At 32.0% G+C, this 21,661-nt stretch carries 21 protein-coding genes; 13 read left to right on the top strand and 8 right to left on the bottom strand.

Features of this window, described 5'->3' with window-relative positions; genetic code table 11:
• Nucleotides 1-60 precede the first annotated feature (60 nt).
• Together ACFWU4_RS03370 and ACFWU4_RS03375 are read left to right on the top strand one after the other, a co-directional pair.
• Complete coding sequence (locus ACFWU4_RS03370; protein WP_411124861.1) at nt 61-3,486, top strand: hypothetical protein; 3,426 nt, start codon at nt 61-63, stop codon at nt 3,484-3,486.
• A 97-nt stretch (nt 3,487-3,583) separates the two neighbouring features.
• Nucleotides 3,584-4,120, top strand: a complete 537-nt coding sequence (locus ACFWU4_RS03375; protein ID WP_411124863.1) for a DUF3575 domain-containing protein — start codon at nt 3,584-3,586, stop codon at nt 4,118-4,120.
• Between the two features lie 75 nt (nt 4,121-4,195).
• Here the strand turns inward: ACFWU4_RS03375 and ACFWU4_RS03380 are convergent, their stop codons facing one another.
• Entirely contained in the window at nt 4,196-5,737 is a 1,542-nt protein-coding gene (locus tag ACFWU4_RS03380; RefSeq protein ID WP_411124865.1) for a glycine--tRNA ligase, read from the bottom strand.
• Between the two features lie 62 nt (nt 5,738-5,799).
• Nucleotides 5,800-6,684, bottom strand: a complete 885-nt coding sequence (locus tag ACFWU4_RS03385; RefSeq protein WP_411124867.1) for a hypothetical protein — start codon at nt 6,682-6,684, stop codon at nt 5,800-5,802.
• An 87-nt stretch (nt 6,685-6,771) separates the two neighbouring features.
• Here ACFWU4_RS03385 and ACFWU4_RS03390 point away from each other — a divergent pair, with 87 nt between their 5' ends.
• Together ACFWU4_RS03390 and ACFWU4_RS03395 are read left to right on the top strand one after the other, a co-directional pair.
• Nucleotides 6,772-7,428: a ComF family protein gene (locus ACFWU4_RS03390; RefSeq protein WP_411124869.1), complete on the top strand. Its 657-nt coding sequence runs from the start codon at nt 6,772-6,774 to the stop codon at nt 7,426-7,428.
• A gap of 34 nt (nt 7,429-7,462) precedes the next feature.
• Entirely contained in the window at nt 7,463-9,100 is a 1,638-nt protein-coding gene (locus tag ACFWU4_RS03395; RefSeq protein WP_411124871.1) for an Ig-like domain-containing protein, read from the top strand.
• Here ACFWU4_RS03395 and ACFWU4_RS03400 read toward each other — a convergent pair.
• Nucleotides 9,084-9,866, bottom strand: coding sequence for an amidohydrolase (locus tag ACFWU4_RS03400; protein ID WP_411124873.1), 783 nt, complete (start codon nt 9,864-9,866; stop codon nt 9,084-9,086). The genes ACFWU4_RS03395 and ACFWU4_RS03400 overlap by 17 nt on opposite strands.
• A gap of 69 nt (nt 9,867-9,935) precedes the next feature.
• On the opposite strand from ACFWU4_RS03400, the gene ACFWU4_RS03405 reads away from it, so the two are divergent.
• Nucleotides 9,936-11,102, top strand: coding sequence for a serine hydrolase domain-containing protein (locus tag ACFWU4_RS03405; protein WP_411124875.1), 1,167 nt, complete (start codon nt 9,936-9,938; stop codon nt 11,100-11,102).
• A 52-nt stretch (nt 11,103-11,154) separates the two neighbouring features.
• On the opposite strand, the gene ACFWU4_RS03410 is transcribed toward ACFWU4_RS03405, so the two are convergent.
• The 3 genes from ACFWU4_RS03410 to ACFWU4_RS03420 form a co-directional block, all read right to left on the bottom strand.
• Nucleotides 11,155-11,643 carry a hypothetical protein gene (locus ACFWU4_RS03410; RefSeq protein WP_411124877.1) on the bottom strand — a complete coding sequence of 163 codons (489 nt, stop codon included), beginning with the start codon at nt 11,641-11,643 and terminating at the stop codon, nt 11,155-11,157.
• Between the two features lie 63 nt (nt 11,644-11,706).
• Entirely contained in the window at nt 11,707-12,849 is a 1,143-nt protein-coding gene (locus ACFWU4_RS03415; protein ID WP_411124879.1) for a methionine aminotransferase, read from the bottom strand.
• Nucleotides 12,850-12,875: 26 nt separating this feature from the next.
• A complete protein-coding gene (locus ACFWU4_RS03420; RefSeq protein WP_411124881.1) occupies nt 12,876-13,856 on the bottom strand; it encodes a hypothetical protein in 981 nt (326 codons plus the stop codon).
• Nucleotides 13,857-14,013: 157 nt separating this feature from the next.
• Between ACFWU4_RS03420 and ACFWU4_RS03425 the strand changes: the two genes are divergently transcribed.
• From ACFWU4_RS03425 to ACFWU4_RS03435, 3 genes are all read left to right on the top strand, one after another.
• Nucleotides 14,014-15,276, top strand: coding sequence for a sensor histidine kinase (locus ACFWU4_RS03425; protein ID WP_411124883.1), 1,263 nt, complete (start codon nt 14,014-14,016; stop codon nt 15,274-15,276).
• The gene (locus tag ACFWU4_RS03430; protein WP_411124885.1) at nt 15,269-15,940 is read left to right on the top strand and encodes a response regulator transcription factor; all 672 of its coding nucleotides are present in this window, start codon (nt 15,269-15,271) and stop codon (nt 15,938-15,940) included. Before ACFWU4_RS03425 ends, ACFWU4_RS03430 begins: the two co-directional genes overlap by 8 nt.
• Before the next feature lie 90 nt (nt 15,941-16,030).
• Complete coding sequence (locus ACFWU4_RS03435; protein ID WP_411124887.1) at nt 16,031-16,801, top strand: hypothetical protein; 771 nt, start codon at nt 16,031-16,033, stop codon at nt 16,799-16,801.
• Here ACFWU4_RS03435 and ACFWU4_RS03440 read toward each other — a convergent pair.
• Nucleotides 16,798-17,271 carry a DUF1569 domain-containing protein gene (locus ACFWU4_RS03440; RefSeq protein ID WP_411124889.1) on the bottom strand — a complete coding sequence of 158 codons (474 nt, stop codon included), beginning with the start codon at nt 17,269-17,271 and terminating at the stop codon, nt 16,798-16,800. The two genes, ACFWU4_RS03435 and ACFWU4_RS03440, sit on opposite strands and share 4 nt — an antisense overlap.
• A gap of 189 nt (nt 17,272-17,460) precedes the next feature.
• Nucleotides 17,461-18,777: an adenosylhomocysteinase gene (gene ahcY, locus ACFWU4_RS03445; RefSeq protein WP_411124891.1), complete on the bottom strand. Its 1,317-nt coding sequence runs from the start codon at nt 18,775-18,777 to the stop codon at nt 17,461-17,463.
• Nucleotides 18,778-18,910: 133 nt separating this feature from the next.
• On the opposite strand from ahcY, the gene ACFWU4_RS03450 reads away from it, so the two are divergent.
• From ACFWU4_RS03450 to ACFWU4_RS03470, 5 genes are read left to right on the top strand one after another with little or no spacing between them, the layout of a single operon-like run.
• On the top strand, nt 18,911-19,537 hold the full coding sequence (locus ACFWU4_RS03450) for a 4'-phosphopantetheinyl transferase family protein (protein WP_411124893.1): 627 nt from the start codon (nt 18,911-18,913) through the stop codon (nt 19,535-19,537).
• Complete coding sequence (locus tag ACFWU4_RS03455) at nt 19,537-20,262, top strand: geranylgeranylglyceryl/heptaprenylglyceryl phosphate synthase (protein ID WP_411124895.1); 726 nt, start codon at nt 19,537-19,539, stop codon at nt 20,260-20,262. Before ACFWU4_RS03450 ends, ACFWU4_RS03455 begins: the two co-directional genes overlap by 1 nt.
• A gap of 1 nt (nt 20,263) precedes the next feature.
• On the top strand, nt 20,264-20,524 hold the full coding sequence (locus ACFWU4_RS03460) for a hypothetical protein (RefSeq protein ID WP_411124897.1): 261 nt from the start codon (nt 20,264-20,266) through the stop codon (nt 20,522-20,524).
• A complete protein-coding gene (gene pnuC, locus ACFWU4_RS03465; protein WP_411124899.1) occupies nt 20,508-21,140 on the top strand; it encodes a nicotinamide riboside transporter PnuC in 633 nt (210 codons plus the stop codon). The genes ACFWU4_RS03460 and pnuC overlap by 17 nt, the downstream gene beginning before the upstream one ends.
• A complete protein-coding gene (locus tag ACFWU4_RS03470; RefSeq protein ID WP_411124901.1) occupies nt 21,101-21,661 on the top strand; it encodes an AAA family ATPase in 561 nt (186 codons plus the stop codon). Before pnuC ends, ACFWU4_RS03470 begins: the two co-directional genes overlap by 40 nt.

The raw sequence follows: 21,661 nt of genomic DNA on the forward strand, positions 1-21,661 counted from the left end.
ATTATTTTAAGCTTGTTTTAACTACAAAATAATTTGTACTTAAAACAGTTATTATTTTACATGAAGCATAGCGTACTATTTCTATTGTTAGTTATATCCTTTTTTGGGTTTTCCCAGGAAAGCAGCAGTAATTATAGAAAGAAGCGTGTGGCTATTAAAGACTCTATTCGTATAGATACTGTAAGTATTAATCCTTCAAAATTTAGTGTAAAAACAAAAGAAGGAAAACTTATAGATTCGACCTCATATACTATTGATTTTAAAAAGGCCATTTTAAAATTTAATCAAGACATTGATTCAGATACGATTCAGATAGAATATCTCCGTTACCCTAATTTTTTTACTAAAGTTTATCAGCAATTAGATAATAATATTATAGTAGATCGCTCAAATGGCGCGCAAGCCTTATATAAATTAGAAAATTCTAATAATAGAAATAATTTTACACCATTTGACGGTTTAACAACTTCTGGAAGTATATCTAGAGGAGTAACGATTGGTAATAACCAAAATTCAGTTCTAAATAGTGAATTAGACCTTCAGATTTCGGGTAAGTTAAGCGATAAGATATCTTTGAGGGCATCGATACAAGATGCTAACATTCCTCTGCAAGAAAGTGGCTATTCGCAGCGTTTAGATGAGTTTGATCAGGTATTTATAGAGCTTTTTAGCGACAATTGGAATATACGTGCAGGTGATATAGACTTGGTAAATACCAATAGCTATTTTGCAAATTTTTCTAAGCGTGTACAGGGTTTATTGGTTAATGCTAATCTTAGTGATAAAACTTCAGTTTTCGCTTCTGGTGCATTGGTGAGAGGTCAGTTTACAACAACTCAATTTACAGCTCAAGAAGGAAACCAAGGGCCTTATAAATTAAGAGGACCTAATAATGAACTTTTTGTGCTTATCGTTTCTGGCAGTGAAACGGTCTATGTGAATGGGGTACCCTTAGAGCGTGGCGAAAATAGAGATTATATCATTGATTATAATGCAGGTGAAATTATATTTAATTCTACGTATCCTATTACTTCCGAAATGCGAATTACTGTTGACTACCAATTTAGTGAGCGAAATTATTCAAGATTTACTGTTTTTGGAGGTAGCACTTATAAAACTGAAAAAATAAATCTCAACGTATCTGTGTACTCAGAAAGTGATGCTAAAAACCAACCTTTGCAGCAAAATCTATCTACTGAACAGACCCAAGTTTTAGCAGATGCAGGTGATGATTTAAGTTTAATGGTAGCTCCTTCTGCTACAGAAGCTTCTTTCTCCGAAAATAGAATCTTATATCGTAAAGAATTTATTGGTGTTGATGAGATATTTGTGTTTTCTCAAGATCCCGAAGACGAACTATTTAGTGTTAGATTCACTTTAGTTGGTGCTAATCAAGGGAATTACGTATTAAGTAATGATAATGCAGTTACTAACATTTTTGAGTACATCGCACCTCTTGGAGGAGTACCTCAAGGAAATTATGAACCCATTACACAATTGGTCGCACCAGAGCGTTTGCAAATAGCAGTCGTTAATGGTCGTTATAAACCTACTCAAAAAACAAATGTATTTTTCGAATTAGCGGGAAGCAAGAATGATGCTAATCTATTCTCTAGCTTAGATGATGACGATAATGACGGTTTTGCTGGTAAACTTAGAATTAACCAAAAGCTGATAAAAACCGATAGTCTTTGGAATTTATCTGCTTTAGTCGACGCAGATTTTATTCAGAAGAACTTTAGGACAATTCAACGTCTATACAGAGCTGAGTTCAGTCGTGATTGGAATTTAGATACAGCACAGTCTAATCAAGGAAATTTTAATTTCGGGAATCAATTACTGATGACTTCTGGTTTACAATTATCACATTCTAAAAAAGGAACAGCGTCTTACAGTTTTGAATATCTCGATTATACAGATAACTTTAATGGTAATAGACATAATATTAATGCAAATCTACAATTAGGTAATTTTAGAATATTTTCAAATTCTAGTTTTCTAAATAGTGAAAGTACTATTAATCGTTCTACTTTTTTAAGATCTTTTAATCGTTTGGTATATGGAAAAGATAACAAATGGGCAGGTACAAAATTTGCCATAGAAGATAACGAGCAAATAGTTATTGCTTCAGATTCGTTAACTCCACTGAGTCAAAAATTTAAAGCTTACGAAGCTTTTTTGGGTGTTGGTGATAGTACTAAAGTATTTGCAGAGATTGGTTATATAAAACGCTTTAATGATAGTTTACGAAATAATTCAGTAGAGCGTGTAAATGCATCTAATACCTATTATTTAAAATCGCGCTTAATTCAGAATAAAAATACAAATCTTCAATTATTTCTTAATTACAGGGACTTAAAAGCCAAAGATGATACTACAGAGAATGAACAGAGTTTAAATAGTCGTTTAAGTTATAATCAGAAATTATTTAATAATATTATAGTTTGGAATACAGGCTTTGAGACTAACTCAGGGACGTTACCGCAGCAAGACTTTACTTATGTCGAAGTCGAAGCGGGTCAGGGTGCATATACATGGATAGATTATAATGAAAACGGTATCCAAGAGCTCAATGAATTTGAAATTGCCCAATTTACAGATCAAGGTAGTTTTATAAGAGTATTATTGCCTAATCAAGTTTTTGTAAGAACGCATCAAAATAGATTGAGTCAGACACTGACTATTAATCCGAGGCAATGGAGTAAGTCTGAAAATAAAGTAAAGAAGCTTCTTTCTCATTTTTACAATCAAACATCCTATCTAGTTGATAGAAAAATAAGAAGAGAAGGGAATAATTTTAATCTTAATCCATTTAAAGATGATGAAGAGAACCAATTATCTTTAAATAATAGTGTAAGAAACGTTTTGTTTTATAATAGAGGAAAACAACGTTACACAACCTCTTACACCTTTCTAACTAATACAAGTCGCAATCTACTTTCTATTGGTTTTCAAGAAAATAAATTAACAAATCATCAATTAAACTTTAATCATAAATTTTCTACGAATTGGCTGATTAATGCGCTAGCAAGTTTTGGTACCGACGAAAGTTTGAGTGAGAATTTTGCAAATAGAAATTTTATTATCGATGAGGAGAAATTTCAGCCTAAACTATCATATTTATTTAGTGAAAATGCACAGTTCGATATTTTTTATCAATACACTTCTAAGAACAATACAATAGGCAGTTTAGAAACCTTGGCTCAAAACAATTACGGTTTTTCTTTTACTTATAACAATGCTCAAAAAGTAGCCTTAACGGGTGAATTTAATTTTTTCCAAAATCAATTTGAAGGTAATGCAAATACACCTGTAGCATATCAAATGTTAGAAGGTTTACAGCCAGGAAAAAACTTTACATGGAGCTTGTTGGCGCAAAAGAAGTTGACAAAATTTTTAGATTTAAATCTTAATTATTTTGGTAGAAAAACAGAGACTTCTAGAGTGATTCATACAGGTACTGTTCAGCTGAAAGCTTATTTTTAAAAAAAAGTAATTTCTTACGCAACCATTGTTGTATTTTGACATCTCATTGGTATGGTTGTTGTTTCAACTAGAATCTAAATCAATTAAAAAACAAATCATGAAAAAATTATTTTTAGCCCTTTTTATCTTTAGTTCTGTATGTTCTGTTAATGCTCAAGAGCCAGAAGAATCCGTCAAAAATTTTAATGAAATTAAAATTAATGGTTTATACCTTGTTTTAGGGGCATTTGATCTTACATATGAGCGCACTTTAAATGAAGAATCTGCTATTGGAGCCACTATATTTATTCCCTTTGATGATGAGACTGTAAATGAAGATTTCAATTTTTATTTCTCGCCTTATTATCGTTTTTATTTTGGCAAAAAGTATGCTGCTGGTTTTTTTATTGAAGGGTTTGGTTTGTTAAGTTCTTATGAGCAAACAAGTGTAGAGTTTGGGATAAACGATGCTGTTTTTACTGAAGAAAACAAATTAGCAATGGCGCTAGGAATCGGTGTTGGAGGAAAATGGGTGACAAATAGCGGTTTTTTAGGTGAGCTAAATTTAGGTATTGGTCGCAATATTATAAATGGTGATGACTTTATAGAGGATATAATTGGTAAGGTTAGTATTGGAGTTGGATACAGATTTTAAACTAAAAAATTGATATAAAATAAACCCAAGAAAATCTGCTTGGGTTTATTTTATTCTTCAAATAGCATAAGTTTATTATTTCATGCGCATCAACCAGTGTTTTACATCAACCTCTGTTTTTATAATATCCTTGATATCTTCAATTTTCACACGCTTTTGTTCCATAGTATCTCTATGACGAATAGTTACGGTGTTGTCTTTTAAAGTATCGTGGTCTACTGTTATACAAAACGGTGTTCCGGCAGCATCTTGTCTTCTATAACGTTTTCCGACAGTATCCTTTTCTTCATAAATCACATTAAAATCCCATTTAAGATCTTCTACGATTTGTTTTGCAACTTCTGGTAGTCCATCTTTTTTTACTAAAGGAAATATTGCTGCTTTTGCTGGGGCCAATACAGCAGGTAACTTTAAGACCGTACGTGTTTTACCATCATCTAGTTCTTCTTCTTCTAGGGAGTTAGAAAATACTGCTAAGAACATACGATCTAAACCAATAGAGGTTTCTAATACATAAGGTGTATAACTCGCGTTTTCTTCATGATCAAAATATTGAAGTTTTTTACCAGAGAATTCTTCATGCTGTTTTAAATCAAAATCTGTTCTCGAATGGATACCTTCTAATTCTTTAAATCCAAATGGAAAATTGAATTCTATATCGGTCGCAGCATCAGCATAGTGCGCTAATTTCTCATGATCGTGGAAACGGTAATTTTCTTCCCCTAAGCCAAGCGATTTGTGCCATTTAAGGCGCGTTTCTTTCCAAAAGTTAAACCATTCTTTTTGAGTGCCTGGTTTAATAAAAAATTGCATTTCCATTTGCTCAAACTCACGCATTCTAAAAATAAATTGTCTCGCCACAATTTCATTTCTAAAGGCTTTACCAGTTTGGGCTATACCAAAAGGGATTTTCATTCGTCCTGTTTTCTGAACGTTTAAGAAGTTTACAAATATACCTTGTGCAGTTTCTGGTCTTAAATATAAATCCATTGCAGATTCTGCAGATGCACCTAGTTTAGTGCCAAACATTAGGTTAAACTGTTTTACGTCTGTCCAGTTTTTTGTACCCGAAACAGGGCAAACAATACCTAGATCTAAAATCAGTTGTTTAAAACCTGCTAAATCACTTTCTTCCTGTACTCTTGTTAATTCTAAAGTAATATCATCAATTTGTTTTTGACGACGTAACACATTACCATTAGTAGCTCTAAACTCCGCTTCATTAAAAGCATCACCAAAACGTTTTTCCGCTTTAGTAATATCTTTATTAATTTTTTGTAGAATTTTCTCTCTAAAATCTTCTACTAAAACATCTGCTCTGTATCGTTTTTTAGAATCTTTATTATCAATTAAAGGATCGTTAAAGGCATCAACGTGCCCTGAAGCTTTCCAAGTAGTTGGATGCATAAAAATTGCGGCATCTATACCGACGATATTATCATGCATTTGCACCATGGCTTTCCACCAATAGTCTCTAATGTTTTTTTTGAGTTCAGCTCCGTTTTGCGCGTAATCATATACTGCACTTAAGCCATCATATATTTCGCTGCTCTGAAATACGTAACCATACTCTTTTGCATGAGAGATTACTTTTTTAAATTTATCATCATTTGCCATGCTGCAAAAATAAAAAACCGCTCTAATTAAAAGGCGGTTTTTTAAAAATTATGTAGTTAGTTTTATTTTAATACGATACTTGTTCCTCCGAGCCTTCTATCTTTATAGAAAACATTGATAAAATAAGTCCCCTTCTTTAAAGGTCTATCTTCTTTATAAGTAGCAACTGTACTGCATATGTTAAGATTGTTGTTGTCAAAATTTACGACTTCTTTCTTGCTGTAAATAAGGGAGGTGTCTCCAAAGAAAACTTCGCCTTTATCAGAGATGATATTATTGTTTGGGCTAACTATTTGAATATATAATTCTTTAACTCCTTTTTCAGTTAATGGGTTTTCCGCTAATAGGATACAAACATCAATCGCATTTGCTCTTCTTGCTCGCGTTGTAGTTTTCTTTTTACCGTTATTAATTTTAAATGCTTCTGCATTTATACTACTAGCCTTTAAGATCCCTGCGTTATCAATAGTCTTATTTAGACTATCATTAGTTTCTTCTAACGAATCAATTGTGAGTGTTTTCTTTTTTATTGTATTTAAGGCATAACTTTTTTCTTTCTGCAACTTTAGGTTCTCAGAATTGAGCGAGTCTATTGTGCTTAAAAGAATCTTACTTTTAGTCTTTATAACTAAAAGCTGCTCTTTAAATTTAGTGATTATAGATAAGTCGCTTTTTAATAATCTTAAAGAATCTAAAGCATTTTTAGTTTCTTGTTTAGCCTCTTGCAACTTTGAGGACATAAGATCATAATCTTGGCTTAAATCGTCATAACTTGTTAGTATTTCTGATAATTCTTTTTCTATCAAAAACTTTTCTTGTTTTAGAAACTCTTCGTACGATTTCACAGATTTATAATTAGTGAAACTATAGACACCTAAAACAGTTAAAACAACCAATAAAGAACTTATAATTAATCTGTAGTTAAATAATTGAGGGTTAACTATCATTATTAATTTTCTTAGTTAAAGCGAAATTAGAGTATATTAGAATGTGATTTTATTTTATTCGATTAAGTGGTAATAAATTTGTTGAACTTGTTTTTTCCTAAGGTCTGTGAGGCCTGTAACAATGCGTTGTTAGATAATGAGTTAATTATCTGCGTTGATTGTAGACACCATCTTCCAATTACTAATTTTCATTTTAATAATTCTGAAGTCGTAAAGAAAATTGTTTATGGACGTGTTAAATTAGAACATGCAACTGCTTTATTACACTTTTCTAAAAAAGGTATTGTGCAGCAATTGCTTCATAATTTAAAATATAGAGGACATGAGCAGATTGGCAGTTTTCTTGGTAAATGGTTAGGTACAGAATTACGTTCAGTTAACGCTTACAAAGAAGTAGATGTCGTTATTCCTGTACCCTTATATAAAACCAAACTAAGAAAGCGAGGTTATAACCAAGCCGCAGAATTTGGAAAAGAAATTGCAAAGGCAATACATGCAGATTATATTGATACGGTTTTGATTAAGACCAAAGCAACTAAAACTAAGGTTTTTGAAGGTCGTTTAGGTAGACACAATGATGGTGCTGTTTTTGATATAGCCGAATACAAATCTTTAGAAGGCAAACACATTTTGTTAGTAGATGATATAATAACAACTGGCGCTACAGTTGAAACTTGTGCTATAGAATTGTTAAAAATTAATAATATTAAGTTAAGTCTGGCGACAATGGCAATTGCTGATTGATTTTTTCGTTTCTAAATTTTAAAATTGTTTCTTTGTGCTAAATTATACTGAGCAAATGCGTTCATTCTTCATTCGAACTTTATGTGTAGTTTCTATTGCAATAACTTTAGCGAGTTGTGCTAATAGAGGATCTCCAACTGGTGGTGAAAAAGATATATTACCACCCGAGATTGAAAAATCTGTACCAGAAAATTTTTCAACAAATTTTAAGGGAGACGAAATTAAAATATATTTTAATGAATACGTTAAAATAAAGGACCTTAGGAAACAACTTATTGTGTCACCTCCTATGGATACTGATCCTATAGTAACACCAATGGGTGGTGCAAGTACTGTTATTACAATAAAAATAAAGGATACGCTGCAAGAAAATACTACTTATGCCTTTAATTTTGGAGAAAGTATTGTAGATAATAATGAGGAAAATCCATATCCTTATTACAGATATGTTTTCTCAACAGGTCCAACAATAGATTCTCTTTCTGTAAAAGGGTATGTCAAAGATGCACTATTAGAAGAACCAGATACATTCATTTCTGTGATGCTTTATGATTATGATTCTACCTATACGGATTCTATAGTTTATAAAGAAAAACCAAGATATATTACTAACACTTTAGATAGTCTTACCTCATTTAGTATAGATAATATAAAAGCTGGTCGTTATAAACTTATTGCTTTAAAGGATCAAAACAATAATTATACATTTGATCAAAAAAAAGAAAAAATAGCGTATCATGAAGGAGTTATCACAATTCCGTCAGATTCGATATATCCACTAACATTATTTAAGGAAGAGGTTAATTTTAAAGCTATAAAACCCAAGCAAGAAGGTGAAACTAAGATTATCTTTCCTTATGAAGGAGACTATAAGTCTATGCGCATTAATGTTTTAGGTGATACACCAGAAGACTACAAAACAAGAATTGTAAAAAGTCCAGATACAGATACTTTAATTTATTGGTATAAACCAAAATTTGAGATTGATACCACTTTTTTCGTAGTAACAAATGAAAAATCTATTGACACTTTTAAGCATCGTTTTAGAAAACTCGATAGGGATTCACTCGATTTTGAAATGATTAGCTTCGGCACATTAACTGACGAGACAGATTTTGTATTAGAAGGAAATGTTCCTCTAGAAAATATTGATACTTCAAAAATAAAATTGATAGATGGTGATTCTTTAGATATAAAGTATGAAGTGGATTATGATTCTATTTTAAACCGTTACAAATTCAAAATTGAAAAAGACGAAGGGAAAAAGTATTTTTTTACAATGCTTCCAGGTACTTTTAAAGATTTTTATGATGAAGAGAATAAGGATACATTAGATTTTTCTTTTAGGACGAAAATGAAATCTGAATATGGTAAAATGAGAGTTAACCTTATTAATGCAAAATTCCCGCTCATTGTTCAATTGGTTGATAAAAGTGGTATCGTACTATATGAGCGTTATTGTACGGAATACCCTATTGTAGATTTTGAAGATTTAGCTCCAAAACAGTATGCGTTGCGAGTAATTTTTGATGCTAATGCTAATGGTAAATATGATACAGGTAATTATTTACTAGGAATTCAGCCAGAACGTGTTAGTTATGCTCCTAAAAAAGATGTAGAAGAAGTACGTTCTAGTTTCGATTTAATTTTAAATTTTACGCTTCTAGATTAAAAGCATCGCGATCTTTTAAGAAACCGAGTTTTTCTCGGTACTTACTGATGTGTTCTTTTTTTAGGGTAATGATTTCTATAGTCTCTTTGCTTTCTTGTATACTATCCATACGATTTCCTAAAACATTAAAACTAGCTGAATGCCCTGTATATTCATAATTATTGCCGTCTAATCCAACACGGTTAACGCCAATACAATAGGTCATGTTTTCTATCGCACGTGCTTTTAAGAGTGAGTCCCAAGCACTAACTCTTACTTTTGGCCAATTGGCAACATAGATTAGCAAATCATAATTCTCTATGTTCCTTGCCCAAACTGGGAAACGCAGATCATAACACACTAAAGGACAAATTTCCCAACCTTTATAGTTAAAAATTACTTTTTCTGTACCTGCAGTATAGATTTTATGCTCACCTGCTAAAGTAAATGTATGTCTTTTATCATAGCTAGTAATTTTACCAGAAGGTTCTACGCAAACTAATCGATTGAAGTAGTTTTTATTTTCTGAAATAACCAAACTCCCAATAATAGCGGTCTGTTTTTGTTTTGAAATTTTTTTTAACCAAGAGATCGTTTCTCCATCCATAGTTTCGGCTACAGAAGTAGCATTCATAGTAAAACCAGATGTAAACATTTCTGGTAAAACAATAAGGTCTACCGAGTCTGATATTCCATTTATTTTCTCTGAAAAATTAGTACGGTTCTGTATTGGGTCTTCCCATATTAAATTTGCTTGTACCAAGGCTACTTTTAATTCATTTTCCATAGCTTAAAATTACAATTTTTTAAGTGGTTTTAATATTAATTAAGTAATTTGAAGAATTAAATTTCTTTTATGAAAAAACGGTGTGTTCCTTTAATTGCTTTTGTAATACTCTTTGTTGTTTGTTCAATTGATGCGGAAGCACAAATAGAATATTTCCCTGAACGAAATGCTGTATGGCAAGAGAAATCAACTTCTGATTTTGGTATAGATTCTGTGAGTTTATTTAGAGCTGTAGAATTTGCGAAATCCAATGAATATTCTGGGTCTAGAGATTTGAGAATAGCAATTCTAAAAGGTTTTGAAAGAGAACCCTTTCATAAAATTTTAGGGCCAACAAAAAAGCGAGGAGGACCAGCCGGACTAATAATAAAGGATGGTTATGTGGTTGCTAAATGGGGAGATATAAAACGTGTAGATATGACCTTTAGTGTTACTAAAAGCTTTTTGTCGACAATCGCAGGTTTGGCAGTAGATAAAGGTTTAATAAAAGCTGAAACGGACAAGGTTAAAGATTATGTTTGGGACGGAACCTTTGATGGAGAGCATAATTCTAAAATTACATGGCAGCACTTATTACAGCAAAACTCGGATTGGTCTGGAGAAATTTGGGGCGGTAAGGATTGGGCGGATCGTCCACCAAGAAAGGGAAGTCTAGATGATTGGAAAGCTAGAGAATTAAAAGAGCCAGGTACGGTTATGGAGTATAATGATGTACGCGTAAATGTATTGGCATTTTCGTTATTACAAGTATGGAGGAAACCTTTGCCTCAGGTACTTAAGGATGAGGTGATGGATAAGATCGAAGCTTCTACAAGTTGGCGCTGGTTTGGTTATGATAACGCATGGACAACTATAGACGGTTTACAGATGAAATCTGTTACAGGTGGTGGGCATTCTGGCGCAGGTTTGTTTATTTCAGCTGAAGATATGGCACGTTTTGGACTACTGTTTTTAAATAGCGGTAATTGGGATGGAGAACAACTAATTAGTGAGGATTGGCTTAAAAATGCAACAATACCATCAAAGCCAAATGTAAATTATGGCTATATGTGGTGGCTAAATAAAAAAGGACCGCGTCATTGGGAAAACATGTCTGAAGATATTTACTATGCTGCTGGTTTTGGTGGTAATTTTATCATTATAGATACGAAGCACAATGTGGTTGTTGTAACGCGTTGGTTAGAGCCATCTAAAGTAGGCGAATTTATGCAAAATCTAACAAAAGCTTTAGACTAGATTTTACATAAAATAGTATTCTGATTTTGAAACTAAAGCGCGTCTAAATATTTTATAATTTTCGCTTCGCTTTTTCTACTTTCTGAGTAAACTTTTCGATTTTTTCAAGCCATTTAATTTCATCTTGAGGTGATAGCTTACCCTTCTTTTTTAGTTTCTCATATTTATTTTGCGCCTTCTTAAGGTTATCTTGAGACTTCTCATAACTCTTTTGTAATTTCTCTTTTTTCTTTAAGGCTTTCTCGGCCTTTTTTTGAGCCTTTTCAGCTTTTTTTTGGGCTTTTTCGGCTTTTTTCTTCTCTTTTTCAAGCTTTTGAGCTTCTTTTTCGGCTTTTTCTCGCATTTTCATTTTTTCAGAAATAGTCGCAGCTTGCTCTAAAATAGCTGTTTTTTCTTCAAGATTTAAGCTGTCAGTTACTTCTTCACCATCTAAAAAGATCTTCTCTTTTTTTACTTCATAAGTTTTTCCATCTTTCTCGACTTTTTGTGCATAAGTTGATAAGGATAGTGATAAGACTAAAAGTAAAATATAATATTTCATAAATTTAAGTTTTGTGTTCTCTTTTATGACACAGAAATGTACAAAAAGTAACATAGTGAATATTTAAATTTTACATAAAATTTCTGCAGCTTTCACCAATGTTTCGTTTGTTTTCGCAAAACAAAAGCGCAATACATTATCATCTTTATCCTTTTCATTAAAAACGGAAAGTGGTATTGCCGCAATTTTAAATTCTTGTGTTAATCGTTTAGCGAAATCTACGTCGTGTTCATCTGTAATCTCAGAATAATCCAATACCTGAAAATATGTGCCTTGTGATGGAGTAAACTTAAATCGAGATTCTGAAACTAAACTTAAAAATAAATCACGCTTTTGTTGAAAAAATGAGTTTAAACCTAAATAGGTTTCTGCATCTTGCATATAATCTGCTATGCCTTTTTGCGAAGGATGATTAACGGAAAAGACGTTAAATTGATGTACTTTTCTAAATTCGGTCATCAAATATTCTGGTGCGCAGCAGTATCCAATCTTCCAACCTGTATTGTGAAATGTCTTGCCGAAGGAAGCCGTAATAAAACTACGTTGCTTTAAATCTGAAAATAAACAAGCGCTTTTATGTTGTTTTCCGTCAAAGACAATATGCTCATAAACCTCGTCACTTAGTACAATAATATCTGTGTTTTTGGTTAGTTTTTGAAGTTGAAGCATATCCTCCTCAGACCAAATAGTTCCACTGGGATTATGAGGTGAGTTAATCATTATCATCTTAGTTTTAGATGATACTTTTGATGCTACTTCTTTCCAATCGACTTTATAATCTGGAGCAGATAGTTGAATAGGTATTGTTTTGCCACCATTAACTTCTGCAGCTGGCTCATAACAATCGTAAGCAGGTTTAAAAATGATGACTTCATCATTTGGTCTAATGAATGCTGATACAATGGTATAAATAGCTTGTGTTGCACCTGCTGTTATAGTAATTTCTTTTTCAGGATGGTAGGTGCTAGTATAGAGTAATTGGTATTTATTAGAAATAGCTATTCGTAAGTCTAAATTTCCAGCCATTGGTGCGTATTGGTTATAGCCGCTATTCATAGCGTTGGCAACCAAATCATTTAATTTTTGAGAACTTGGATAGTTCGGAAAGCCTTGAGATAGATTTAGTGCATTATACTCATTGGCTAAAGCACTCATCACTGTAAAAATGGTAGTGCCAACGTTTGGTAATTTAGATTTGTGTTGCATTTTGTAAAGATAAGCACTTCAATATATTAAAAGATGCGTCCTTTGTCTCTTCTTGTATTTCGTTGCGTAATTTCTTTATCAGTTAAAATGGGTAAACCTATTTGTTTTCTATTCCTATTAACAGTTTCAGCATTTACTTTACCAGGATGATAGCCATAAATACTTTCTCCTGTTTTCATTAGAGACGAAATATCGTCAAATATAGCCCAGAAGTAAGGTGCTAGTTTTCCTTCATTTATCTCTTTGTCAATTACAGGTTTAAAATAATTCCAGACCCAGTTTTTTTCGCCATAAGTACCACGTTGATGCCATAAAATTAGCCATGCTTCTTTTTGCCAACAATGTTTTTTAGTAATTTTTATAAGCTCTGTAACATTAAGACTATCCGTATAGGTTATCACTTTTGTTTTGTAGATATCATGTGCTTCAATAACTTCAGGAAATAAAACTGCTCTATACTTCTTTTGGGCAATTGTATCTTTTTCGGCCTGTGCTTTTAAGTAGGCATCAAAAGCGGCTTCTTGTTCCTTTTCATTTACACCTAAATAGTAATCGTTAAGTTTACGCATGTCTTGGTCGCGTTGAAGTAATTTTTGTAGTTGATGGTAAACAATAGGGTCTTTAATATTTTTGTAATAGTTGTTTAAATACGCATCGTAATTTGGTAATATTGAATCTAAAATTTTTTGATAAAACAAGTCATTAGTTAAGCTTTTAAGACTTTCTTTAGACGCTTTCTTTTCTTCAATAGCCTTTATTAAAAGTGTTTTTAAAGTAGATTCATTGTTTAGTTTAGCAGCACATTTAACCGCATAGAAGTAGTCTGATAACTCAACGTCTTCGGAAAGTTTAAAAGCTTCTTTGTAGAATAACAACGCATTTTCTGTTTCATTTTTTTCTATTGCTCGTTTAGCTGAAATTAATAATTCGGCATTTTTCACATAATTAGTTTGAGCCAAACTAGTTAGTCCCGTCATAAGACAAATGAGTAAGATTAATTTTTTCATTGTAATAGGTTTTATATGTTCTGATACAAACTTAGACTAGACTTGTCTTAATTTGAATGAACTATAAATGAAGGTTTTATAACAAAAACTTAAAAAACTTAATGAAAACTGAAAACTTAAAAGTGTGTCTAAAGAATTCTTACATTAGAGGATTAATATGAAAAAGACAAGTCTTATAGTCATGGTATTATCCTTCCTAATTTTAGGAAGTCTTGTTATTTGGCAAATTGAACAGTTTAATGACAATTACAAATTAAAAGTTGAGCTCGATAAAACTGAAATGCAATCGGTTTTAATGGAAAGCGCCATTGAAATAAGAAATATCGGAAAAAAAGATACCACACTAAGAACTGATACCGAACGGTTAAAGTTTGTAACAGATTCCGTAATTACTAAAAATTTTAAAGTATTTAATTATACTATACGTTGGAGTTATTTTAATGGATTAAAAGAGACTTTTCCTAAACTAAAAAATGATACCACAGAAGCACTAAAATCGTCTCAATTAAAAGTATGTACGTCCTGTCTTATATCCGTTGGTGTAGTTTCAGATATAAATGATTATGATGCAAAAAATTTTGAATCTTCGAGTTATATAGTAGATCATACACCAGCCCAAATGCTGAGCATTATGGGTTTAGATAAATCTAAACTTAAATATTTACACATATTGCCAAAGACAAAAAAATCTGGGTTGTTTTTGTATGCAATTCCTGTTTTATTTTTAATTGGTTTGTCATCACTCTTTATTTGGCTGTTATACCTTAATCATAAACAGTCTAAATTGATTAAGCAGAAAAATGAATTTGTTAATCATTTATCGCATCAGTTTCAAACACCACTATCCTCTATAAAACTTAGCGCAAATTTACTGGCTAATAAAAAATCAGAACCTAAAAGTGAACTCATAACAATTATACAAACCGAAGCAAACCGGTTAGAAAATCATATAAAAACAGTATTACATTGGGTAAAATCTGATGCAGACAGATTACATATTGATAAAAAATTACTAAGCATAACGGATGTTATTGAAAAGTCGCTAAAGCAGATGAAACCTGTATTTATTACAAATAAAACAAGAATCAATTTTTTACCATCGGAGAAAGATTTTAATATCTATGCAGATGAAAATCATTTGCAACTCATGTTATTTAATATTTGGGAAAATGCCATAAAGCATAATGAAAGTGCTGTAGAATTACATATTTCATATTTTAGAATTGACCAGCATCTAATTATTGAAACAAGAGATAATGGTGTTGGTTTACAAAATGAACTTGTGGCTGAAAAATTTAAAGGCTTAGGTCTGGCTTATGTACATAAAATAATGAACGCACATAATGGCGAAATGAAATTAGAGTCTAAAAATAACGAGGGTTTAAGTGTGCAATTAAATTTCCCTAAAGCAGATGATTAATATTTTATTAGTTGAAGATGATAAGAGTTTTGGTTACGTATTAACTGAGTATATAAAACTAAAAGGCTATAATGTAGTTTGGAAAGAAACAGCAAAAGAAGCCTTATTAGCTATAGAATCTTCTATAAAATTTAATTTATTAATCTTAGATATAAATTTGAAACAATCTACAGGTTACGAGATTGCAAAACATATAAAGGCAGATGGTAATACTATTCCATTTATATTTTTAACAGCGAGAGATTTAAAAATAGATCAGCTAAAAGGCTACCAATTAGGTGCTGAAGAATACATTACAAAACCCATTGACGAAGAAATTTTATTAGCGAAGATTGAGACTATTTTAGCACGTAATAAAACACAAACTTTAGATAAGGCGGAATTAATTTTTAAAAATATAAACTTAAATAGTTTTAAACGAGAGTTAAATGTTGACGCTGATATTATTCAATTAACAGAACGGGAGAGCTTACTTCTAAGTATGCTAATGCAGCAACCTAATCAGCTTGTTGAGCGAAATACTATCTTAAAAACCCTATGGGAAAACCAAGATGAGTTTTCCCGCAATTCTATGGATGTATATATTTCTAGATTACGAAAATATCTATCTGCTAGTAAAGTTAGTATTAGAAATATTCATGGTAAAGGATTTATACTCGAGTAACTTTATTTGTAGCATAATTATCTTTAACGGATATTGAGTGTATTGTAGGTTGCTTATACACTAATCCTATCAACTTGCCGTTTAGTTACTATGAGAAAAGCCATAATTTGTATATGCTTTGGTTTAGTGCTACTAAGTTTTTCCAACGAACAAGAGGAATTAAAAACCATTCATGTTTTTGTGGCTTTATGCGATAATGAAAATCAAGGTATAGTCCCTGTTCCAAGTAAATTGGGCAATGGACAAGACTCAAAAAACAATCTATATTGGGGAGCTTTGTATGGGGTAAAAACACATTTTAAGAATAGTAAAGATTGGACTTTGGTTAAAACCATAAAATCTGATAATCCAAAGATTTTAGAACGCTTACTATTTAAACATAAAAGTTCAAATACCTATATGCTTGCTGATGCATATGACGGGAAATATATAAAACAAACTACCATAGGTTTTGTTGAAGCTACAGCAGGAAGAAACCCTGTTTTAATTTCTTATAATTCTACTGAACTTAGTTTTGGCGGAAAATCTCAGTTATTAGCTTATGTTGGTCATGATGGATTAATGGAATTTAATGTTGAAGGCAGTTTTACTCCAATTAATAAAACGAATAGAGATGCTATTGTTTTGGCCTGTTTAAGCAAAAGCTATTTTAAACCATATTTTGAAAAAACTAAAGTCAAGCCTTTAGTTTGGACAACAGGTCTAATGGCACCAGAGGCTTATACTTTAAAATCAGCAATTGATGGCTGGATTTTAGATGAAACAGATGTACAAATCAGAGAACGTGCTGCACAAGCTTATCATAAATATCAGAAGTGTGGTATAGGAGGTGCGAGGAGGTTGTTGGTTACTGGGAATTAATTTTTTAAAATATCGCCAATAATCTTAAGATGATGATTGGTATGTACTTCAATAAACCTAATGGTTTGTGCTTTATTCATTTGTCCAAAAACAAAATGCTCAAAATTTGAATTTTCATCAAGTTTTGAGAGCTTAGAGATATTAACTTTTGCTTCTTCTAATTGCTTATAAATATCTTCAGTTAGAATTATTTCGGGTGGTTTTACGCGATCTGGTGATTGTGCTTTTCCTCTGGGAATATAATTTGTGGTTAAAGATAAAACACGCATTGCGTTTATTGAGTTTTTATAATCTTCTGGATTTGAGTTTTCTAAAGTTTGTGTAACACCATTAATTACTTTTAAAATGTGATCTAGTTGCCAAGCGACATCAACTTGGGATATCTCGGGATTAATACGATCACGATACTGAATAGTGTTTTCTATTTTTTTTAATAACGGATTTAATACTTCGGGATTGTCTTGGTTCATTTTAAATTTACAATAAACGAACAATGACAATATGAGAATGAATAGTATTATTATGCGCTTTTTCATATCAGTAAGGTAATGATTTAAAAATAAAAAATCCCAAACACTAATGCTTGGGATTTTCAAAATATAGTTTTTATTACAGAGATTGCTACTTCGCTAAAAAGCTTCTCGTAATGATATTTTTAATTAATATCTGTAATGCTCCGGTTTATATGGACCTTCAACTTTTACACCAATATAATCAGCTTGGTAATCTGCTAATTCCGTAAGCTCTACACCAATTCTACCTAAGTGTAATTTAGCTACTTTTTCATCTAAGTGTTTTGGTAACATATACACTTCATTGCCGTAAGCATCAGCATTATTCCAAAGCTCTATTTGCGCCAAAGTTTGATTTGTAAATGAGTTACTCATTACAAAACTTGGGTGACCTGTAGCACATCCTAAATTTACTAAACGCCCTTCAGCTAAGAGGATAATATCTTTTCCGTTAATGGTGTATTTATCTACTTGTGGCTTAATCGTATCTTTAGTATTGCCATGTTTTTCATTTAACCAACCTACTTGTATTTCGTTATCGAAGTGACCAATATTGGCTACGATAACTTTGTCCTTCATAGCTTCGAAATGCTCGGCACGCACTATATCCTTATTACCCGTTGTTGTAATTATAATATCAGAATTTGCAACAACAGTTTCTAATTTCTTTACCTCAAAACCATCCATTGCAGCTTGTAAAGCACAAATAGGATCGATTTCAGTAACCGTTACAATAGAACCAGCACCTTTAAAAGAAGCAGCAGTACCTTTACCAACATCTCCATAGCCACAAACGGTTACACGTTTGCCAGCTAACATCGTGTCTGTTGCGCGACGAATCGCATCTACGGCAGATTCTTTACAACCGTATTTATTATCGAACTTAGATTTTGTTACAGAGTCGTTTACATTAATGGCAGGCATAGTTAATGTACCATTTTTAACACGCTCATAAAGTCTGTGAACTCCTGTAGTTGTTTCTTCAGATAAACCATTTATTCCATCAGCTAATTCTGGGTACCTATCTAAGACCATATTTGTTAAATCTCCACCATCATCTAAAATCATATTTAATGGTTTACGATCTTCACCAAAGAATAAAGTTTGCTCAATACACCAATCAAACTCTTCTTCTGTCATATCTTTCCATGCATAAACAGCTGTTCCTGCTTCTGCAATTGCTGCTGCAGCTTGATCTTGTGTAGAAAATATGTTACAAGAACTCCAAGTTACTTCAGCACCAAGCGCTTGTAAAGTTTCTATTAAAACCGCAGTCTGAATCGTCATGTGTAAACAACCAGCAATACGTGCACCTTTTAAAGGTTGCTCGTTTTTATATTCTTCACGTAAACTCATTAAACCAGGCATCTCAGCTTCGGCTAAATTAATTTCTTTTCTTCCCCAAGCCGCTAGCGACATATCTTTTACCTTATTAGGTACGTAAGCAATAGTTTTTGTACTCATCTTATTTTTTAACTTATTTTTAAAATTAGAGACCCTTTGGGTTTATGGCTTAAATAACTAAATTCGCTATATCAAAAAAAGCCAAATTCGCCTAAGGCGATGCAAAGATAATCAATAGGATTCAGAATATTAAATGCCACTGTATAAATCCATTAGCGTAAACTCACAAACTACTGTTAAAATCTGGAAGATTGAAGAATCTTACGACGATTTGCTACAGCCATTAGACTTAAAATCAGAGAGTCTAGAGCGTGTTTTAAGTATGAAAAGTGAGTTGCATCAACGTGGGTTTTTAAGTGTACGTCATCTATTAAGGGAGTTTGGATATACGGATCAGAATTTATTTTATGATGTAAACGGAAAACCACACCTTAAAGACGGTAGGCATATTTCAATAACACATTCATTTACATTTTCGGGCGTTATAATAAGTGATAAAGAAGTTGGCATTGATATAGAAAAACAACGTCATAAGATTGCAATTATAGCCAAGAAATTTGTGGACTATGAGTTTAACTATTTAGATGAAAATGCTGATGATTATGTGCAAAAGTTAACGGTAATCTGGGGAATTAAAGAATCTCTTTACAAGTTGTTTGCAACGCCAGGTATGTTATTTAAAGACCATTTTTTAGTTATTCCTTTTATGTTAGAAGATAAGCAAACAGTAGCTTGGATAGATTATGAAGATAAAAAATACAGGTATAATACAGCGTTTTTAGCGTTTGAAGGTTTTACTTGTGCTTATGTGATTCCGTAATGGGAAGTATTTATCAAAATATCGTTGAGGCTTCAGTAAAAGAAGAAAAATTATTAGCAGTCTTAATCGATCCAGATAAGATGAAACTTAAATCGGTTTCTAATTTTATTTCTAAAGTTAATCAATCAATTGCAACGCATATTTTTGTTGGTGGAAGTGAAGTAGACCAAGGAATTACTGAGGTATTAGTTTCTGAAATTAAAACATACACAAATTTACCTGTGGTTTTATTTCCGGGTGATGTTATTCAGATTACAGATAAAGCAGATGGTATTTTGTTTTTATCTTTAATATCTGGTAGAAATGCCGACTATTTAATTGGGAAACATGTCGAGGCGGTTTCAAGACTAAAGCAAACAAAGCTTCAAGTCATCCCAACAGGCTATTTGCTTATTGAGAATGGGAAACAGACGTCTGTAGAACGTGTGAGTAAAACCAAACCACTAAAAAGAAATCATATTCAGACTATAATAGATACAGCCAAAGCAGGAGAATTATTAGGTATGCAACTCATTTATCTCGAAGCTGGCAGCGGCGCAACTCATCCTATTAATCGAGAAATTATTTTACAAGTAAAAGAAACGCTTAAAATTCCTTTGATTGTTGGAGGTGGAATTAAAAGTAAAACTGAATTAAAGAATGCCTATGAAGCAGGAGCGGATATGGTTGTCATTGGAACTGCTTTTGAAGAAGATGAAGACTTCTTTAATGAAATAAAAAAGTAATATGAATATATCAGTAGATTTAACTTTATCGCCACTACAAGATGACTATGAAAAACACGTCATTAATTTTATTAAACATTTAAGGGCTTCAGAATTTACAGTATTAGAAAACCCGTTAAGTACACAGATTTACGGAGAATATGACATTTTAATGCCATTTTTAACTCAAGAAATAAAACGTTCATTTGCTGAGGTTAATATTTCAGTATTGCAAATGAAAATTGTAAAAACAGATCGTAGCGATTATGAACCACATTTTTGATTTTCTTTTTGGGCAATATTCAGAATATCAAACTGTAGATATTATTTTAGAAATTGTTGCAGTTGTATTTGGATTCTTATCAGTTTGGTTTTCCAAACAAAATAAGATTTGGGTTTTCCCTACAGGTATGTTAAGTACCATAATTTTTGTGTACTTATTATTTAAGTGGGAGTTACTTGGTGATATGATGATTAATGGATATTATTTTGTAATGAGTGTTTATGGTTGGTATATATGGACACGTAAAGTTGACGAAACTCATGTAACGCCTATTTCAGTATCGAACTCAAGAGAGAAAAAAATCAGTGTCATTATATTTTTCGTAACACTAATTTTTGTCTTTATTGTTTATAAGACGTTCGATAAATGGACAAGTTGGGTTGCTTATGCAGATACGTTAACAACTGGTATATTTTTTGTTGGAATGTGGCTAATGGCAAGACGAAAAATTGAAAACTGGATTTTTTGGATTATTGGTGATGTCATATCTGTACCTTTATATTTGTATAAAGGATTTACATTCACTAGTTTTCAATATCTAGGATTTACTTTCATTGCCATTTTTGGTTATTTAGCATGGAAAAAGCACTTAAACAACAACCCAGTAACTGTATAAAAATAGTTTTATTTGGACCAGAATCTACGGGTAAAACTACACTTTCTCGTCAGTTAGCTAAACATTACAACACGTTTTGGGTGCCAGAATATGCTCGACAATATCTGCAAGCAAAATGGGATAGCGAACAAAAAATCTGTGAACCAAAAGACTTATTACCTATTGCAATTGGACAGATGAAATTAGAGAACGATTTGGCAAAAAAAACGGATAGTCTTTTAATTTGTGATACGGATTTACTTGAAACAAAGGTATATAGCGAAGCATATTATTTAAATACATGTGACCCGATTTTAGAAACACATGCTCTAGAAAATTATTACGACCTTTATTTTTTAACTAATATTGATGTACCTTGGCAAGCAGATGATCTTAGGGATAAGCCTAATGAAAGAGCACAAATGTTTAAAGCTTTTGAAGATACATTAAAGACATATAAAAGACCATATGTCTTATTAGAAGGTAACAAAGAAAAGCGCTTAAAAACCGCTATTAAGTATATAGATAAATTATTAAAATAA

Source organism: Winogradskyella sp. PE311, from assembly GCF_046545555.1.
Lineage (GTDB): Bacteria > Bacteroidota > Bacteroidia > Flavobacteriales > Flavobacteriaceae > Winogradskyella.

What these genes read in the sequence shown, in the direction of transcription:
- ACFWU4_RS03370 (WP_411124861.1), top strand. Translation starts at nt 61, where the DNA reads ATGAAGCATAGCGTACTATTTCTATTGTTAGTTATATCCTTTTTTGGG.
- ACFWU4_RS03375 (WP_411124863.1), top strand. Translation starts at nt 3,584, where the DNA reads ATGAAAAAATTATTTTTAGCCCTTTTTATCTTTAGTTCTGTATGTTCT.
- ACFWU4_RS03380 (WP_411124865.1), bottom strand. Translation starts at nt 5,737, where the DNA reads ATGGCAAATGATGATAAATTTAAAAAAGTAATCTCTCATGCAAAAGAG.
- ACFWU4_RS03385 (WP_411124867.1), bottom strand. Translation starts at nt 6,684, where the DNA reads ATGATAGTTAACCCTCAATTATTTAACTACAGATTAATTATAAGTTCT.
- ACFWU4_RS03400 (WP_411124873.1), bottom strand. Translation starts at nt 9,866, where the DNA reads ATGGAAAATGAATTAAAAGTAGCCTTGGTACAAGCAAATTTAATATGG.
- ACFWU4_RS03405 (WP_411124875.1), top strand. Translation starts at nt 9,936, where the DNA reads ATGAAAAAACGGTGTGTTCCTTTAATTGCTTTTGTAATACTCTTTGTT.
- ACFWU4_RS03410 (WP_411124877.1), bottom strand. Translation starts at nt 11,643, where the DNA reads ATGAAATATTATATTTTACTTTTAGTCTTATCACTATCCTTATCAACT.
- ACFWU4_RS03415 (WP_411124879.1), bottom strand. Translation starts at nt 12,849, where the DNA reads ATGCAACACAAATCTAAATTACCAAACGTTGGCACTACCATTTTTACA.
- ACFWU4_RS03420 (WP_411124881.1), bottom strand. Translation starts at nt 13,856, where the DNA reads ATGAAAAAATTAATCTTACTCATTTGTCTTATGACGGGACTAACTAGT.
- ACFWU4_RS03425 (WP_411124883.1), top strand. Translation starts at nt 14,014, where the DNA reads ATGAAAAAGACAAGTCTTATAGTCATGGTATTATCCTTCCTAATTTTA.
- ACFWU4_RS03430 (WP_411124885.1), top strand. Translation starts at nt 15,269, where the DNA reads ATGATTAATATTTTATTAGTTGAAGATGATAAGAGTTTTGGTTACGTA.
- ACFWU4_RS03435 (WP_411124887.1), top strand. Translation starts at nt 16,031, where the DNA reads ATGAGAAAAGCCATAATTTGTATATGCTTTGGTTTAGTGCTACTAAGT.
- ACFWU4_RS03440 (WP_411124889.1), bottom strand. Translation starts at nt 17,271, where the DNA reads ATGAACCAAGACAATCCCGAAGTATTAAATCCGTTATTAAAAAAAATA.
- ahcY (WP_411124891.1), bottom strand. Translation starts at nt 18,777, where the DNA reads ATGAGTACAAAAACTATTGCTTACGTACCTAATAAGGTAAAAGATATG.
- ACFWU4_RS03450 (WP_411124893.1), top strand. Translation starts at nt 18,911, where the DNA reads ATGCCACTGTATAAATCCATTAGCGTAAACTCACAAACTACTGTTAAA.
- ACFWU4_RS03455 (WP_411124895.1), top strand. Translation starts at nt 19,537, where the DNA reads ATGGGAAGTATTTATCAAAATATCGTTGAGGCTTCAGTAAAAGAAGAA.
- ACFWU4_RS03460 (WP_411124897.1), top strand. Translation starts at nt 20,264, where the DNA reads ATGAATATATCAGTAGATTTAACTTTATCGCCACTACAAGATGACTAT.
- pnuC (WP_411124899.1), top strand. Translation starts at nt 20,508, where the DNA reads ATGAACCACATTTTTGATTTTCTTTTTGGGCAATATTCAGAATATCAA.
- ACFWU4_RS03470 (WP_411124901.1), top strand. Translation starts at nt 21,101, where the DNA reads ATGGAAAAAGCACTTAAACAACAACCCAGTAACTGTATAAAAATAGTT.